General features: G+C 52.7%; 14 protein-coding genes. 6 read left to right on the forward strand and 8 right to left on the reverse strand.

Annotated features, from left to right (window positions below; genetic code table 11):
• Positions 1 to 24: 24 nt before the first annotated feature.
• Positions 25 to 573: a YceI family protein gene (locus ACFE8Q_RS01975; protein WP_375443669.1), complete on the forward strand. Its 549-nt coding sequence runs from the start codon at positions 25 to 27 to the stop codon at positions 571 to 573.
• 23 nt (positions 574 to 596) lie between these two features.
• Here the strand turns inward: ACFE8Q_RS01975 and ACFE8Q_RS01980 are convergent, their stop codons facing one another.
• The 7 genes from ACFE8Q_RS01980 to ACFE8Q_RS02010 all read right to left on the reverse strand — a co-directional run bounded on the left by ACFE8Q_RS01980 (position 597) and on the right by ACFE8Q_RS02010 (position 5,978).
• Positions 597 to 1,574 (reverse strand): D-2-hydroxyacid dehydrogenase, encoded by a 978-nt coding sequence (locus ACFE8Q_RS01980; protein WP_375443670.1) that lies wholly within the window; start codon positions 1,572 to 1,574, stop codon positions 597 to 599.
• A gap of 132 nt (positions 1,575 to 1,706) precedes the next feature.
• Complete coding sequence (locus ACFE8Q_RS01985; RefSeq protein ID WP_375443671.1) at positions 1,707 to 2,183, reverse strand: NADH-quinone oxidoreductase subunit B; 477 nt, start codon at positions 2,181 to 2,183, stop codon at positions 1,707 to 1,709.
• 103 nt (positions 2,184 to 2,286) lie between these two features.
• The gene (locus ACFE8Q_RS01990; protein WP_375443672.1) at positions 2,287 to 2,754 is read right to left on the reverse strand and encodes an NADH-quinone oxidoreductase subunit A; all 468 of its coding nucleotides are present in this window, start codon (positions 2,752 to 2,754) and stop codon (positions 2,287 to 2,289) included.
• A gap of 76 nt (positions 2,755 to 2,830) precedes the next feature.
• Complete coding sequence (locus ACFE8Q_RS01995; RefSeq protein WP_375443673.1) at positions 2,831 to 3,559, reverse strand: porin family protein; 729 nt, start codon at positions 3,557 to 3,559, stop codon at positions 2,831 to 2,833.
• A gap of 174 nt (positions 3,560 to 3,733) precedes the next feature.
• A complete protein-coding gene (locus tag ACFE8Q_RS02000) occupies positions 3,734 to 4,291 on the reverse strand; it encodes a YqgE/AlgH family protein (RefSeq protein ID WP_375443674.1) in 558 nt (185 codons plus the stop codon).
• A gap of 279 nt (positions 4,292 to 4,570) precedes the next feature.
• On the reverse strand, positions 4,571 to 5,155 hold the full coding sequence (locus tag ACFE8Q_RS02005; protein WP_375443675.1) for a DUF4230 domain-containing protein: 585 nt from the start codon (positions 5,153 to 5,155) through the stop codon (positions 4,571 to 4,573).
• 85 nt (positions 5,156 to 5,240) lie between these two features.
• Positions 5,241 to 5,978, reverse strand: a complete 738-nt coding sequence (locus ACFE8Q_RS02010; RefSeq protein ID WP_375443676.1) for a hypothetical protein — start codon at positions 5,976 to 5,978, stop codon at positions 5,241 to 5,243.
• A gap of 179 nt (positions 5,979 to 6,157) precedes the next feature.
• Here ACFE8Q_RS02010 and ACFE8Q_RS02015 point away from each other — a divergent pair, with 179 nt between their 5' ends.
• From ACFE8Q_RS02015 to ACFE8Q_RS02035, 5 genes are all read left to right on the forward strand, one after another.
• Positions 6,158 to 6,709 carry an RNA polymerase sigma factor gene (locus tag ACFE8Q_RS02015; RefSeq protein WP_375443677.1) on the forward strand — a complete coding sequence of 184 codons (552 nt, stop codon included), beginning with the start codon at positions 6,158 to 6,160 and terminating at the stop codon, positions 6,707 to 6,709.
• Positions 6,696 to 8,573, forward strand: coding sequence for a hypothetical protein (locus ACFE8Q_RS02020; RefSeq protein ID WP_375443678.1), 1,878 nt, complete (start codon positions 6,696 to 6,698; stop codon positions 8,571 to 8,573). Before ACFE8Q_RS02015 ends, ACFE8Q_RS02020 begins: the two co-directional genes overlap by 14 nt.
• 8 nt (positions 8,574 to 8,581) lie before the next feature.
• A complete protein-coding gene (locus tag ACFE8Q_RS02025) occupies positions 8,582 to 9,061 on the forward strand; it encodes an META domain-containing protein (RefSeq protein ID WP_375443679.1) in 480 nt (159 codons plus the stop codon).
• A 145-nt stretch (positions 9,062 to 9,206) separates the two neighbouring features.
• Entirely contained in the window at positions 9,207 to 10,508 is a 1,302-nt protein-coding gene (locus tag ACFE8Q_RS02030; protein ID WP_375443680.1) for an LVIVD repeat-containing protein, read from the forward strand.
• Between the two features lie 168 nt (positions 10,509 to 10,676).
• Positions 10,677 to 11,288, forward strand: a complete 612-nt coding sequence (locus ACFE8Q_RS02035) for a hypothetical protein (protein ID WP_375443681.1) — start codon at positions 10,677 to 10,679, stop codon at positions 11,286 to 11,288.
• 527 nt (positions 11,289 to 11,815) lie between these two features.
• Here ACFE8Q_RS02035 and typA read toward each other — a convergent pair.
• Complete coding sequence (gene typA, locus ACFE8Q_RS02040; RefSeq protein WP_375443682.1) at positions 11,816 to 13,630, reverse strand: translational GTPase TypA; 1,815 nt, start codon at positions 13,628 to 13,630, stop codon at positions 11,816 to 11,818.
• Positions 13,631 to 13,794: the final 164 nt, after the last annotated feature.

Genomic DNA, 13,794 nt, shown 5'->3' on the forward strand with positions numbered 1-13,794 from the left:
TGACAATGAATGACCAAAAATCCTATGAACCGTCTCTCCGTTCTCCTGTTGCTCGCCTTGTCGAGCTTCATTCCGCGTGCATTTGCACCCAAAAAATTGATGGTCGACAAGAGCAAGTCGACGGTGACGTATTCGATGGTACACCCCATGCATAAATGGGATGGCGTCAGTCACGATGTGAACGCGGCAATGGTCTACGACGAAGCGGCCAAGCAGGTGCAAAGCGTTGCCGTGGCTATTCGCGTGGCCTCGTTCGATAGTCAGAACCAGAACCGTGATTCGCACATGGTGGAGGTGCTCGACGGGATTAAATACCCGAACGTGACCTTCTCCAGCCAGGATATTAAACCTAATGCTGACGGCACGTTGACGGTCACGGGCAAGCTGACCTTTCATAACGTGACCAAACCGATTACTGTGCAGGTGACACGCCGCGATATGGGCAATCAGTTGATGATGAATGGAAAATTCGACCTGAAACTGACCGACTATGCCGTTGAACGCCCATCACTGCTAGGCATTGCCACCGAAGATCAATTCACCCTGGCCTTCGCGCTGGCGTTTGTGAAGTGAGGTTTAATGTTAAACATTGAACCTCACTTCACAAACGTCCTAATATTCTCCGCCACGCGGTTCATCAGCGTCTGACGGGCTTCAATGCTGCTCCAGGCAATGTGTGGGGCCAGCATAATACGCTCGGGATGGGCCATAGTCAGGTACGGGTGGTCGGCGGCGGGTGGCTCCTGCCCAAACACATCGACTCCGGCACCGGCTAATTTGCCCTCATCCAGTGCACGGGCTAAATCGACCTCGTTGACCATACCGCCCCGGCTCAGCAGGAGAAGAATGGCCGTCGATTTCATCTGAGCTAATTCATTGTAAGTAAGCAGGTTGTTTGTCTTCTCGGTCAGCGGCGCATGTACAGAAACCACATCCGACGTACCCAGTAGTTCGGCCAGTGAAACAGCCCGGTAAGGAACATCGTAGGTACGTCCTGAGGCTGAGAAGTAGACCACCTCGGCGCCGAAAGCGGTGGCGATCTGCGCGACCTGCCGCCCAATGGCTCCCAGCCCAATAATGCCAAACTGCATGCCGTTCAATTCCTGGAAGGGACGGCCCAGGTGAGTGAAAATCGTTTCGCGGCTATACGCACCCGACTTCACATACTGGTCGTAATACTGTGGCGAATTCAGTAGCGACAGCAACAGCGTGAACGTTACCTGCGCCACACTATGCGTGGAATACCCACTCACGTTCCTGACCGGAATACCCCGTTCAGCCGCAGCGGCCATGTCGATGTTGTTCGTGCCAGTGGCCGCCACACAAATCAGTTTCAGATCGGGACAGGCATCCAGCACCTCACGCGTGATGCGCACCTTGTTGGTAATGACCACGTCTGCGCCCTGCAACCGCCCGGCAGTTTGCTCCGGGCTCGTATCCGGGTACGACTTAAACGTACCCGCAGTGGATGCTGCCGCAGTGGATGCTGCCGCAGTGGACGCTGCCAGCGCGTCGAACTGGGTTAAATCAGGTTCAGTGCCAACGGTGCGGGCATCAAGGAAGACGATGGTCATGGGAATGTAGTTTCAGGTTTCACCGTTGGTGTATACTTTCAACCCCCTGAAGGGAGCTAATGCGCTGCTTCTTGCCAAATCGCGGAGCCTTAGCCCCCTTCAGGGGGTTGGGAGTATACGCCAACGGTAAACTTATTTGTTCGTTAGCGGACGTTCTGCTTTGATCTTTTCCTGTAGCTTCAGGAAGCCGTCGATCAGGGCTTCGGGGCGCGGGGGGCAGCCAGGTACGTATACGTCGACGGGAATAATGCGGTCGACGCCCTTTACTACGTGGTAGCCATGCTGCCAGTACGGGCCACCACAGTTGGCGCATGACCCCATCGAGATCACATAACGCGGTTCGGCCATTTGCTCGTAAAGGCGGCGGATACGGTCGGCCATTTTGTAGGTAACCGTGCCCGAAACAATCATGATGTCGGCCTGACGGGGCGATGGGCGGGGAAAAATGCCGAATCGCTCCAGGTCGTAACTAGACGTCATGGCGCCCATCATTTCGATGGCACAACACGCCAGTCCAAACGTCAAAGGCCATAACGACGATGATCTCGACCAGTTGAGGAGTTCCTCAGCGGTAAGAAACATCACGCCGGGTTCAGCCGATTTATCCATATCTCTAAAGTTCGAAGGTAATACTGTCGCTAACGCGAGCGGGCTGACGTAAGAGCCACTCGCGTCAGTAAGTTACGCCGGTAAGTCAGTCAATTAAATAACCTTACCGGCTATACCGTTCGTTCACGCGCTGATAGAGTTCTGGCGGTACGGGCGAATCTATTTTAGGAATTTTGGGCTGGGGCTTTTCCCAGTCTAAATAGCCTTTGGCCCAGGCATAGGCCAGCCCAAGTGCCAGCACGCCGACAAACAGAAAGGCTTCGGTTAGCGTAAACCAGCCCCAGAGCCCGCCTGTCTCGGCAATGAGCGTAGCCTGGCCAAATACGGTTGCCCAGGGAAAGAGGAATACCAACTCCACGTCGAACAGGACGAAGATCAGGGCAATGACATAAAAGCGGGGGTTAAACTGAATATTCGCGTTGCCGACCGGCTCTTCGCCCGACTCATAGGTCGTCAACTTCTCTTCGCCGGGCCGGTCGGGCCGGAGCAACTTTCCGAACAGCAGGATGCCGCCAATGAACGCAAACGCGGCCACGATGAACAGCAACATGATGCCGAAATCGGAGAGCATAGGGATTGGTTGACTAGTAATTGGGTAACTGGTTGATTGGTTAACTGGACTAGCTACCAATCAACCAGTTACCCAATTACTTTTTATAAAAATTATACACAATCGACAACTGGAAAGCGCGGTTCTGGAGGGTGCTGTTCACCGTTTCCGGAATCTTGGTGGTGCCATACACGTACCTGATATTCAGGCTAAACTTGTCGAGCATATCCAGAAAGTCGTAATGGATGCCAAGCGCAATGCCCAGATCACGGTTCGATCTGGGGCCGTTTGGCGTGTCAATGGCCCAGCTAAACTCTGGTCCGGCTTGCAGGGTGAGCCCTTCAACGGGAATATAGCCCAGCATAATGGGCAGGCTGACGTAGTTAAAGTTGTTCTCGGTCGTTGTCCGGTTTGTTGAACCGATCTGAAACTGCTGGTACGTACCGCCTTTCACCTGATACAACAGCTCGGGCTGAATCACGAATTTAGTAAACCGATAGCGGTACATCACACCCAGATGGAAATCCATCTTCTGTTTCGGAATAGTTGGCGACACGCCCTGAATAGGAGCTGCCGTGAGCGATGGCCCAATTTTAATGCCGAAATGACCGACGTTCAGCAAGGAACTGGGGCCATAGCCGCCGGGCGCGTATTTCAGGCCTCTGGTTGATTTTGAAACGGGCGATGCTGGTATTGAATCAGGCAATGGGGTAACCGACGTGGCCGAAACAGGAGTGGCAGACAGGGAATCGGAAACGGTCTGTGCCATCGTGCCGAAGGGCAACAGGACAACCACGACGAAAGCAAAAAGCTGATGGAGACGCATTAGAAAGAGAAAAAATGACAGGATCTACAATCAGTAGACCCATCCATAACGCCGGACGTTGGCATTCGGTACCACAAAGTTGGCGTAAAAAAGGTTAATAACCTCGACGGATGTCCTCGACAGACGTCCACGACGGATGCCCGCCGCGATCGTATCCTGATGTGTTGGACTGGTTTAGTTAAGCCGGGGATCAACCGGGTAATTAGACAGGACCTTGTATTGGCCGCCCATCCGCTTCAGAATATCGCGCCAGAGTTTATCGGCAGGCGTATCGAAGATAACGTCGGCGTCGGTTTGGGAGATGATCCAGGTCTTCTCGTTCAGTTCTTTGGTCAACTGGCCCGATTCCCATCCTGAGTAACCGATGAAAAAGCGTGCGTCGGCTTCGGTCAGCGTACCGATGTTCAACGCCTGTTTTACTTGCTCGAAATTTCCGCTCCAGTAAATGCCTTGCCCTAGCGGAATAGACCCTTCGATGAGGTCGGGGCGGCGGTGAATGTAGTGCAACGTGTCGGGTTGGACGGGGCCGCCCACAAACAGCGGAATGTCGGCATACACATCGTCGATCACATCACTGACATGCAGGGTCGTGCCCTGGTTAAGGATGAGGCCAAAGGTGCCATCATCGTCGGTATGTTCACAGACTACCACCACACTCCGTTCGAAGTTGGCATCGCCCAGGAAAGGTTCGGCAATCAACAGGCTGTTGCGGGTAATAGTCTTCGTCTTCATGAGCGTTGTGTTCTGATAATCACAAGAATACGGTAAAGAATGGTACACAGTTGCTTGATATAAAAATATTTAGCAACAGGTTCCACCTTGTTGAGTAAACGGAAATCCAACGGCGTCTTTTGATACGCTACTGAATGCGAACGCATTGTATTCCAAAATGTTACCAATTTTTGTCAGTCGTTTGGAAATGGTAACTGCACACCCGATTTAACGCAATTAATCTCAGACTTGTGTTCTGCACACGTAGATTCGGGCAAGCCGGTATATGATGCAATAGCATTAGTTTTTTACCCGAATGCCCACGGGTTTGCCGGTCAGTTGGGCGAGCATGGGCTGCAGGAGTGTAACGGCATTGCGGCGGGTTTGGTCCAGAATACCGCTTTGCATGGCCGAGGCACGTACCTGGCGTTCGGCTTGCCGATAAGCTTCGGTAACGAGTTGCTCTTCGTTCAGAAACGTATAGTCGGTATCATACACCCGCGACCGGTCATGGTTTATCTTCCAGGTACACAGTTCAGGGGCGGGCAAGTGCACAATCAGCGAGTCGCCCTCCGTGTCGATGTCGGCCGGTTTTAGTTTGGTGAGGTCGATGCAGCCAACGGCTTCACCTTCAATAATTAACACGGCCCGTGAGTTGGGTAGCAGCATGTTGGGCTGTTCATGCTCAACAATATCTTTGAACGTGTAACGCACCAGTTCCAGCTTGCCCAGGGCCGTGACTCGTTCGAGCACCACACTATGGCTGGTCTGGGCCGGTTGCCGGGTGAAGCGGGCCAGACACGAAGCGGTGCGCACCTGTTCCCAAACAGCCAGTAAGCCCACTACCAGTAGCCCCAGCAAAACGAGCCGAATGAGTCGATTCATATAGGTAGTGGGTGCATGGTTTAACAGGATAACGTACTGCGGACTTCAGCCCGCATCTTCCGGCTTAAAATGCCGCGGTACGTTGTTAGTCCAGGGCGGCCAGGGCTCTGGCTGCGTTTGCTTCGTTGGATAAATCGACGGCGTTCGCTTTCAGAAACCCCTCAAGCGCTGAGCCTTTGTCTTTCAGTGCTTTAACCAGCGATTTCTTCGTCAGCTTTACCCGCTCTACCGTATGGTCGGGGCGGATGAGGTAATAGGCCGACTCGTCGCGGTATTCATTAGCGGCTTCACCCAGCCCGCCGTAGGCCTGTTTTGTGGGGGCTTTGATGTACGTTCGTACCGGCAGTTCAACAAGGCTGTATGTTCCCTGCTGTATGATCCGAAGCAGGTCTGTTTTTAAGCTAACCTCATCGGTAATCAGATCAGGTACGTGTTCATACCGTAAGGGGGCGAAGCCAGTTGGTTGTAGGATCAACTGCTTTACTGTTGCCATGTCGTAGACCACCGAATCGTGGGCCGACCGTTTTAGATTGACAAGCCTGTTGATAATGTCGTAGTTGAACAGGCCAGTTTTGATGGATTTTCCACCCTCCAGCGTGAGTTCGCCGGGTGCCCAGCCCGACAGTACGAACGGGCTTCCTTTGGTACCAACAACGCTGTTGTTGAACGTACGCAGTGTGTTGTTGGTCGGCGTGGCAATGTTGTTCTGTACCTGAATCTCCTGGGCCGAACTGGTTTGCGCGACTGATTCAATACCATGAACGCAGCAAAATAAGGCCAGTATGGCGGTGGAGATTTTTTTCGTTGTGTTGAAGACGGCCATCGAATCTGTTTCGAAAGTGAAAGTGGAAATATACGTAATTACAACAACCAGATACCGGCACCGTTCGTGATTTTGACTACTGAACGACCTAATTCGCTTATTAAACGACGATCGTCCTTTTTTTTGTCTTCTTTACAACCCTTTGCGGCGGAGGTGAGTCTTTGAGTCACCAACGTATTATGCCGGACGAACGAACCCTAGTTGATGGCTGTCGGCAACAGGACCGACTTTCGCAGCGGCTGCTCTATGAGCGGTTTGCCGGGAAGCTGTTTGCTGTCTGTAAGCGCTATGTAAAAGACCCCGACGAAGCTGCCGATGTGTTGCAGGACTCGTTTGTGAAAGTATTCCGGCATATCGACCAGTTTCGGTTCGAGTGCCCGCTGGAAGCCTGGCTAAAACGGGTGGCCATCAATACGGCGCTCAAACACCTACGCAAGAACAAACCCTTCGAGCATATGACCGACGTTGACGAACTGGCTAATTTCCTGCCACAAGCCGACGAAAGCCTGCCCAGTCTGAACTACCAGTACCTGCTTAATCTCGTTCAGGAATTGCCTACCGGCTGTCGTACGGTATTCAACCTATATGCGATAGAAGGCTATACCCATCCTGAGATTGCCGCCTTACTCGGCATTTCGGAAGGAACATCGAAATCACAGTTTTTTCGGGCCAGAGGCCTGCTACAACAAAAATTAACGGACGACCAGTCCATTCGCAATGAATCGTTCTGACGATCTTTTTCCGCAACCCGGCGGCACGCCCGACCCGTACTGGAAGCGGGCTTTTGACGATGCCTTGGAGACGCCGCCGCCCCGCGTTTGGGAAGGGGTGGAGCGGCAGCTCGACCTCGACGACTCTGACGGTATCTTACCGCTCTGGCAGCATCAGCAGGGGCGACAATCGATGCTGTTTGGCCGCTGGGCAGCGGGCATTGCTGCATCGCTGCTACTAACGGCTCTTGGCTGGTGGGCCTGGCATCGCGAAGGCGCCATCCGGCCGGATGTTTCGGTGGCAGTGGCTTCCAAACCGGCAGAAACACGGGCGTCAGGTACGTATGTGCCAACTACTCCACGTATAGCGCATGCCGAGGCTACAAAAGTCAATACGTTGCCGTTGCCCCGCCTGGCCGATGCCCCGACTGTAGCCCGCCACCGGGTACGTACCCAGCCAGTGAATCAATCAGATGCGTTGGCCCGGAACGTACCTGCACCGGTAGGTACGTCTATGTCGGGCGAACCTACCGGTGCAGGTACGTCTCTCCTGGCCGAATCCATGCCATTCAGCCGGCCAGCGGCAGCCGGATTGAGCGTAGGTACGTTGGGAGCCACGCCTAAAATTGGTGTACAGGTTGTCAACGGCCCATCGCAGCAGGCTGATCTGTTGCCGGGTCGGACCGACGGAATGAACGGAACACTGGTTTTCTCGGAAACGACGATGTCTACTACCACCACTATACGTGGACTAGGAGCGCAGCCTTCTCTGTCGAGCCTGGCGGGGGGGCAGTTATCGAGAACGTCGCGTTCTACCGTGATGCGCTCGATGACCATGCAGTCGTTTACGTCGCAGTCGGGCACTTTTCAGGCTCCGGCTGGACAATTACCTCCCGGCAATGTCCAGCCTGGCACGCAGTCGGCATCGCCTGCTTCGGAACGGTCGGTAATTGCCTTGACCAACGAGTTGCCGGACCGGGTGGCGGAGGATGGTGCGCCACTGGCGATGAAACAGTCGGCACTTCGGCCGCAGTCTACTGCCACGAAAGAAGCCACGGCAGAGCCAGCCACAGCGACGTCTAAGAAACGGCGCGACCACCTGTGGGTGTCTGCTGGCGTGGGGGCTTCATCGTTCAACCCAACGGTTGCTTTACGGGCAGCGTTTAGCCCAACGGCGATGAACATGCCACAGGGAATAGCTACGAGTAACACAGCTACGGTGGTGCCGACGCTGCAAAATCAGGTAGGCCGGGCCATTGCCTTCCAGGCCGGGGTTGGTATTCCGCTGGGCGAACACTGGTCAATCGAATCGGGAGTTGGGTATCTGAGCGGCCAGAACGATATACAAAGCCCCGCGCGGATCTCGTCACTGACGTCGGCCGGCAAAACAGCAGTGTCGACTGACAATCTGTATGCTGATGTGGTGACGCGGCTGGCAAATCACTACGTGACGTCGGCGAACTTCTCGGCAGCCGACAAGCAGTATGATTATCTGGCGAATCAGGCCAGCAATTATACATCGAATCAGCAGCAAACGGTGAGCAACACCTACCAGTTTGTGCAGGTGCCGGTGCAGGTGGGGTACGAACTTCGGCCACGCCGGAAATTTGGACTGGCATTGCTGACGGGCATGGTGTCGAACTGGTTTGTGCGGAATACGATCGCCGAATCAATCACGATCAAGGCAAATGACGGCGTGTATCGGCCTGTAACGCTGGCGGGTACGGCGGGCATGCGCCTGCGGTACCGGCCCGATAATTACTGGTCAGCATCGGTGGCAGGTACGTTCCAGCAGAGTTTACAGTCACTTACGCAGTCGGACATCAGCCTACAGGCCCAGCCACAGCAAGTAGGGTTGAGCTTTAGCGTCGATCGTCATTTTTAGTGAATCTTATGAAAGCCCGACCTGCTTATTGGATCGTCTGTATAGCCTTGATGCTGGTTGCCGGTTGTTCGCCGAAGGAGGTAGCCGTTATGCCTGTGCCGGCTGGTAATGCTGGCGCCATTGCGGGCGACTGGTTACTAACCGAACCCGCTTCTGCTTATGCAATTACGTTACGTATTGACGGTGCCCCTACGCAACTGGCAGGCCATTATAGCCTTCAGCTAACAGGGCGTTCAGCCGTGAATACTTACTTCGCCACCGCCAGCTTTAGCCAAGGCCCTTCTATTGAATCGGGCGAAGCAGGCACTGGTGGTTTATCTGATCTTGGCGCAACCAAAATGGCTGGTTCGCCAGCGGCGATGCAGTTCGAGAACACCTATTTTGAGCGGCTTAGAGCTGTAAACAAAGCCGAACTAGCTGGCAATGATCGGCTTCGCCTTAGCTACGGTGGCCCATCGTCCGGCGTGTTGGTGTATAAACGACAATAACTTTTTCGGAAATAGCCTTTTCAGATATTTTGTGTAGGACTCGATCGCCCGGTGGTTTTACTGCCGGGCGATTTTTTTTGCTTTGTTACAACCGTATCGAATGGCACCGGGTCATGCGATTAACATTCCTTAACACATCGGCTTTATGAAACGCTTACTCTACTTGCTGCTACTTGGCCCCCTTGTCTGGATCGACACGGCCTGCACCGACCAATGCACCGAAACGCGGGTATTCCGCCAGTACACGCCTATCACATTGACGCCCAATCAGGTACGTTTGGGCGTTGGCGTGGCAAAGGCACGCGGGCTGGTCAACCCGGGGAAGATTTATACGAAAGATGGCTACCTGTTTATCAACGAACTGAAACAGGGCATTCATGTGATCGATAACCGCAACCCGGCCAATCCTCAACCACTCGCATTCATCAACATTCCGGGCAACGGTGATATCGCCATCCGCGACAATTTCCTGTATGCAGATAGCTACATGGATCTGGTTACGTTCGACATCAGCAATCTGGCTGATATTCACGAAGTGGCCCGAACCGAAAATGTGTTTTCACAGGGGCAGTTCGATGGTGGCTGGTGGTATTATTACCCCAATTCGACCAATAGCCTGATTCAGGATCAGCGGGTCGATTACGTCAAGCAGAGCGTCAAGACCAATTGCGAAGCAACACCGTCTATGAACACTACGTGGCCTGTCGCCTTTCAATCTGCCAGCGTTGACAGCAAAGCGATGCCGAGCAACGGTACCAGTGGTACGGGCGGCTCAATGGCTCGGTTTACGTTGTATGACAAATACCTGTACGCTGTTTCGTCATCAGATATGAAGCTGTTCAACGTGCAGCAACCCTCGAAACCGGCGTTGAGCAACACCGTGAATATGGGTTGGGGAATTGAAACTATTTTTCCGTATAAAGACAAGCTGTTTATCGGCTCGCAATCGGGTATGCTGATTTACGACAACGCTGACCCGGCCAAACCGAAGCAACTGTCGGTGTTCCAGCACGCCCGCGTTTGCGACCCCGTGGTGGTGAACAACAATACGGCCTACGTCACGCTGCGTTCGGGTAACGGTTGCGGCGGCTTCACCAATCAACTGGATGTAGTGGATATCACTAACCTGACCAACCCAACGTTGTTGAAAAGCTATCCGATGCGTAATCCACATGGCCTGGGCGTTGATTTTCCAAACCTGTTTATTTGTGAAGGGGCGTATGGCCTGAAGTCGTTCAACGTGAGCGACCCCATGCAGATTGACAAGAATTTGCAGCAATACATGGATGACCTTCAGGCGTATGACGTGATTCCGATGGGTGGCGTATCGGGGCAGAAAACGCTGCTGTTGATCGGGAAAGATGGCTTCTACCAGTTCGACTACACGAATCCGCGCAGCCTGCGCCTGCTGAGTAAGATTCCAGTCAGCCGACCCGATCTTACATAGGTACGTTGGGTGCATTGCTTCGTTAGTCGTGCCCTTCGACAGGCTCAAGGTCTTCATGCACATTCTTGGGTTTCCTGTCACCCTGAGCCGGGGGTGCCGAGCCTGTCGAAGGGCCACAAGCGCGAAGCAATGCATAAAATTATGCAATTCAATCAAGCCCCCTTCTCCATGAAACTGTACTATACACTCAGCTGGCTACTGCTCCTGAGTGGCCTTGCAAAAGCCCAGCAGCCTGTTGCCGAACGTACCCAGAAACGTACTTATCCCTTTGTAAACTATACCGAAGTGGGTGGGCTTTTCGGACGTGTTATCTATCCTACTTTTGCCGGTTCACCTAACGAGGTGGTCGAAAACAGACTGAGCCTGACGCTGCAAACTTTCAATGGCGTGCAGGTACGTCCCCGGCTGGCGGTTGGCGGCGTGGTTGGTATCGACTGGTACACTGGCGCACTGCTGATGCCGGTGGGAGCGGGGGTACGTTACGATCTGGCTCGACCAAACCAAAAGAACGTGAATGTCTTTCTGTCTGCCGATGTTGGCTACGGCCTTACCTGGCTCAATAAATCAACAACTGGCTACGACCTTACCCGTGGTGGCCTGATGCTCAACCCTGGCGTTGGCCTTCGGTTCGGTAAGCCTGGCAATGGCGCTTTCGTATTATCGGTTAGCTATAAACGGCAAAGCGTAGAATCGACCAAGCCGTTACAATCAAACGATATTCGCCGCGACGAAAGCCGGGTATATAATCGGCTAGCCGTTCGGTTGGGGGTGAGCTTTTAATGATTTGGGATTGGGATGTCGGATTTGGGATTGTTGCTTACGCGTAGTTTTGCTCTAGCGTAAGCAACAATCCCAAATCGTTTATTTCCTGAGCTTGCGCTTAACGGCATTGATGGTGGCAACGATGATGGCTAATAGTTCGTTGCCTTCCTTCCACAACGGACTAATAGCCATACGTTTTCCTTCGTCGAGGCCAACGATAAACTCAAGCCGGAATAAGTTTTATCTAATTTTTCCTCAACGATTTCCAGCTTATGTTTGAAATCAGCGGGTGATTTGGCCCTACAGGCAACCCGCTAATTTGCTGCTGATGAGGGACCGCTTCGAACGATCTGGTTCCGTACCGTTCTGAGTCCAGGCGATTCAGGCAGCCTTTCTGCAAGCCCGACAATAGCTATAGCATAAAGCTTCAATCTATATTGTAAATCCTTCTGGGTCATAAATAAATTAGGGATTGTTAGTTACGCAGGAGCAAACCTATGCGTAAGCAACAATCCCTAATTCAATATCCCAATATCCTACATCAGTTACGCCATCGCGAACTTGTTGGCGTTCCGTTTCCGCTCGTTCTCGTCGAGGTAGATCTTGCGAATCCGCATCGACTTAGGCGTTACCTCCAGATACTCATCTTTCTGGATGTATTCCATTGATTCTTCCAGAGAGAACGTGATCTTCGGAACGATCCGCACGTTGTTATCTGAACCAGAGGCCCGCATGTTGGTCAACTGCTTGGCCGTCTGTACGTTCACAACGATGTCGTTCTGACGGTTGTGCTCGCCGATTACCTGACCCGCGTAGATTTCTTCACCCGGATCAACGAAGAATACGCCGCGATCCTGAAGTTTGTCAATCGAGTAGGCCGTTGCCTGACCAGACGTCATCGAGATTAGTGATCCGTTGATACGCTCCTGGATTGGGCCTTTGTAGGGCTGATATTCTTTGAAACGATGCGACATAACGGCTTCACCGAAAGTTGCCGTCAGTACGTTTGAGCGCAGACCGATCAGACCACGTGATGGAATGTCGAACTCAAGGTGCTGCAGGTCGCCTTTCGGTTCCATGATCAGCAGTTCGCCTTTCCGTTGCGTAGCCAGTTCAATTACTTTACCGGCAGTCTCCTCAGGTACGTCCACAACGAGGGTTTCGATCGGTTCCAGTTTCTGGCCGTTCTCATCTTCTTTGTACAGCACCTGTGGCTGACCAACCTGCAACTCATACCCCTCGCGGCGCATGGTTTCGATCAGAACCGAAAGGTGAAGAATACCACGACCGTAGACCAGGAAGCGGTCTTCGCTGTCGGTGGCTTCAACGCGCAAGGCGAGGTTTTTCTCGATCTCTTTGTACAGACGCTCGCGCAGGTGACGTGATGTTACGAACTTACCCTCTTTACCGAAGAACGGTGAGTTGTTGATCGTGAACAGCATGTTCATCGTTGGCTCGTCAACCGAGATACGCTCCAGTGCTTCCGGGTTTTCGATATCCGTGATGGTGTCACCAATTTCGAAATCTTCCAGACCCGTGATTGCGCAGATGTCGCCGCACTGAACTTCAGCTACTTTCTGCTTGCCAAGACCTTCGAACGTTTGCAGTTCTTTGATCTTAACCCGCTTCACGCTACCGTCGGCTTTCACCAGCGCCATGTTGGCACCTTCTTTCATAATGCCACGGTGAACACGGCCAATGGCGATCCGACCAACGAAGGCCGAATAGTCGAGTGACGTGATCTGCATTTGTGGCGTTCCTTCGTTGACGGGCACCGGAGGAATGGTTTCAATGATGGTATCGAGCAGGTACGTGATATTGTCGGTTGGTGTTTTCCAGTCCGGTCCCATCCAGCCTTGTTTCGACGAACCGTAAACGGTTGGAAAATCAAGCTGGTCTTCAGTAGCACCGAGGTTAAACATCAAATCGAACACTTGTTCGTGTACTTCGTCAGGGCGGCAGTTTTCTTTGTCGACCTTGTTAACGATCACAATCGGTTTCAGACCCAACTGAAGGGCCTTACCAAGTACGAAACGCGTTTGGGGCATGGCACCTTCAAAAGCATCGACGAGCAGGCAAACGCCGTCGGCCATTTTCAGTACACGCTCTACTTCACCGCCAAAGTCACTGTGACCTGGGGTATCGATGATATTGATTTTAACGTCCTTGTAACGAACCGATACGTTTTTCGAAACAATGGTAATGCCACGCTCACGTTCCAGGTCGTTGCTATCTAGAATCAGGTCCTGGAATTCCTGGTTCTCGCGGAAAAGTTTCGACGCATGAATAATCTTGTCGACCAGCGTAGTTTTGCCGTGGTCAACGTGGGCGATAATCGCAATATTGCGGATGGATTGCATACAAAGTTTTCAACGTGCTTATCCTGTCGGACAAACACAGGCAATTTTCCCGCAAAGGTACGAAATGTTACGCTGTAAAACAGATATTTACAACATAAAAATGCTATTGCAGTCAATCAAGGCTATTGATTCCTTTTATTGTACAATTCCGCTAGTTTACTAGA

The organism is uncultured Fibrella sp., from assembly GCF_964250085.1.
GTDB lineage: Bacteria > Bacteroidota > Bacteroidia > Cytophagales > Spirosomataceae > Fibrella.

Bases quoted from the DNA above. Each gene is read 5' to 3' on its own strand.
- ACFE8Q_RS02030 (WP_375443680.1), top strand. From the start codon at position 9,207: ATGAAACGCTTACTCTACTTGCTGCTACTTGGCCCCCTTGTCTGGATC.
- ACFE8Q_RS02015 (WP_375443677.1), top strand. From the start codon at position 6,158: ATGCCGGACGAACGAACCCTAGTTGATGGCTGTCGGCAACAGGACCGA.
- ACFE8Q_RS02010 (WP_375443676.1), bottom strand. From the start codon at position 5,978: ATGGCCGTCTTCAACACAACGAAAAAAATCTCCACCGCCATACTGGCC.
- typA (WP_375443682.1), bottom strand. From the start codon at position 13,630: ATGCAATCCATCCGCAATATTGCGATTATCGCCCACGTTGACCACGGC.
- ACFE8Q_RS01995 (WP_375443673.1), bottom strand. From the start codon at position 3,559: ATGCGTCTCCATCAGCTTTTTGCTTTCGTCGTGGTTGTCCTGTTGCCC.
- ACFE8Q_RS02020 (WP_375443678.1), top strand. From the start codon at position 6,696: ATGAATCGTTCTGACGATCTTTTTCCGCAACCCGGCGGCACGCCCGAC.
- ACFE8Q_RS02005 (WP_375443675.1), bottom strand. From the start codon at position 5,155: ATGAATCGACTCATTCGGCTCGTTTTGCTGGGGCTACTGGTAGTGGGC.
- ACFE8Q_RS01975 (WP_375443669.1), top strand. From the start codon at position 25: ATGAACCGTCTCTCCGTTCTCCTGTTGCTCGCCTTGTCGAGCTTCATT.
- ACFE8Q_RS02025 (WP_375443679.1), top strand. From the start codon at position 8,582: ATGAAAGCCCGACCTGCTTATTGGATCGTCTGTATAGCCTTGATGCTG.
- ACFE8Q_RS01985 (WP_375443671.1), bottom strand. From the start codon at position 2,183: ATGGATAAATCGGCTGAACCCGGCGTGATGTTTCTTACCGCTGAGGAA.
- ACFE8Q_RS01990 (WP_375443672.1), bottom strand. From the start codon at position 2,754: ATGCTCTCCGATTTCGGCATCATGTTGCTGTTCATCGTGGCCGCGTTT.
- ACFE8Q_RS02035 (WP_375443681.1), top strand. From the start codon at position 10,677: ATGAAACTGTACTATACACTCAGCTGGCTACTGCTCCTGAGTGGCCTT.
- ACFE8Q_RS01980 (WP_375443670.1), bottom strand. From the start codon at position 1,574: ATGACCATCGTCTTCCTTGATGCCCGCACCGTTGGCACTGAACCTGAT.
- ACFE8Q_RS02000 (WP_375443674.1), bottom strand. From the start codon at position 4,291: ATGAAGACGAAGACTATTACCCGCAACAGCCTGTTGATTGCCGAACCT.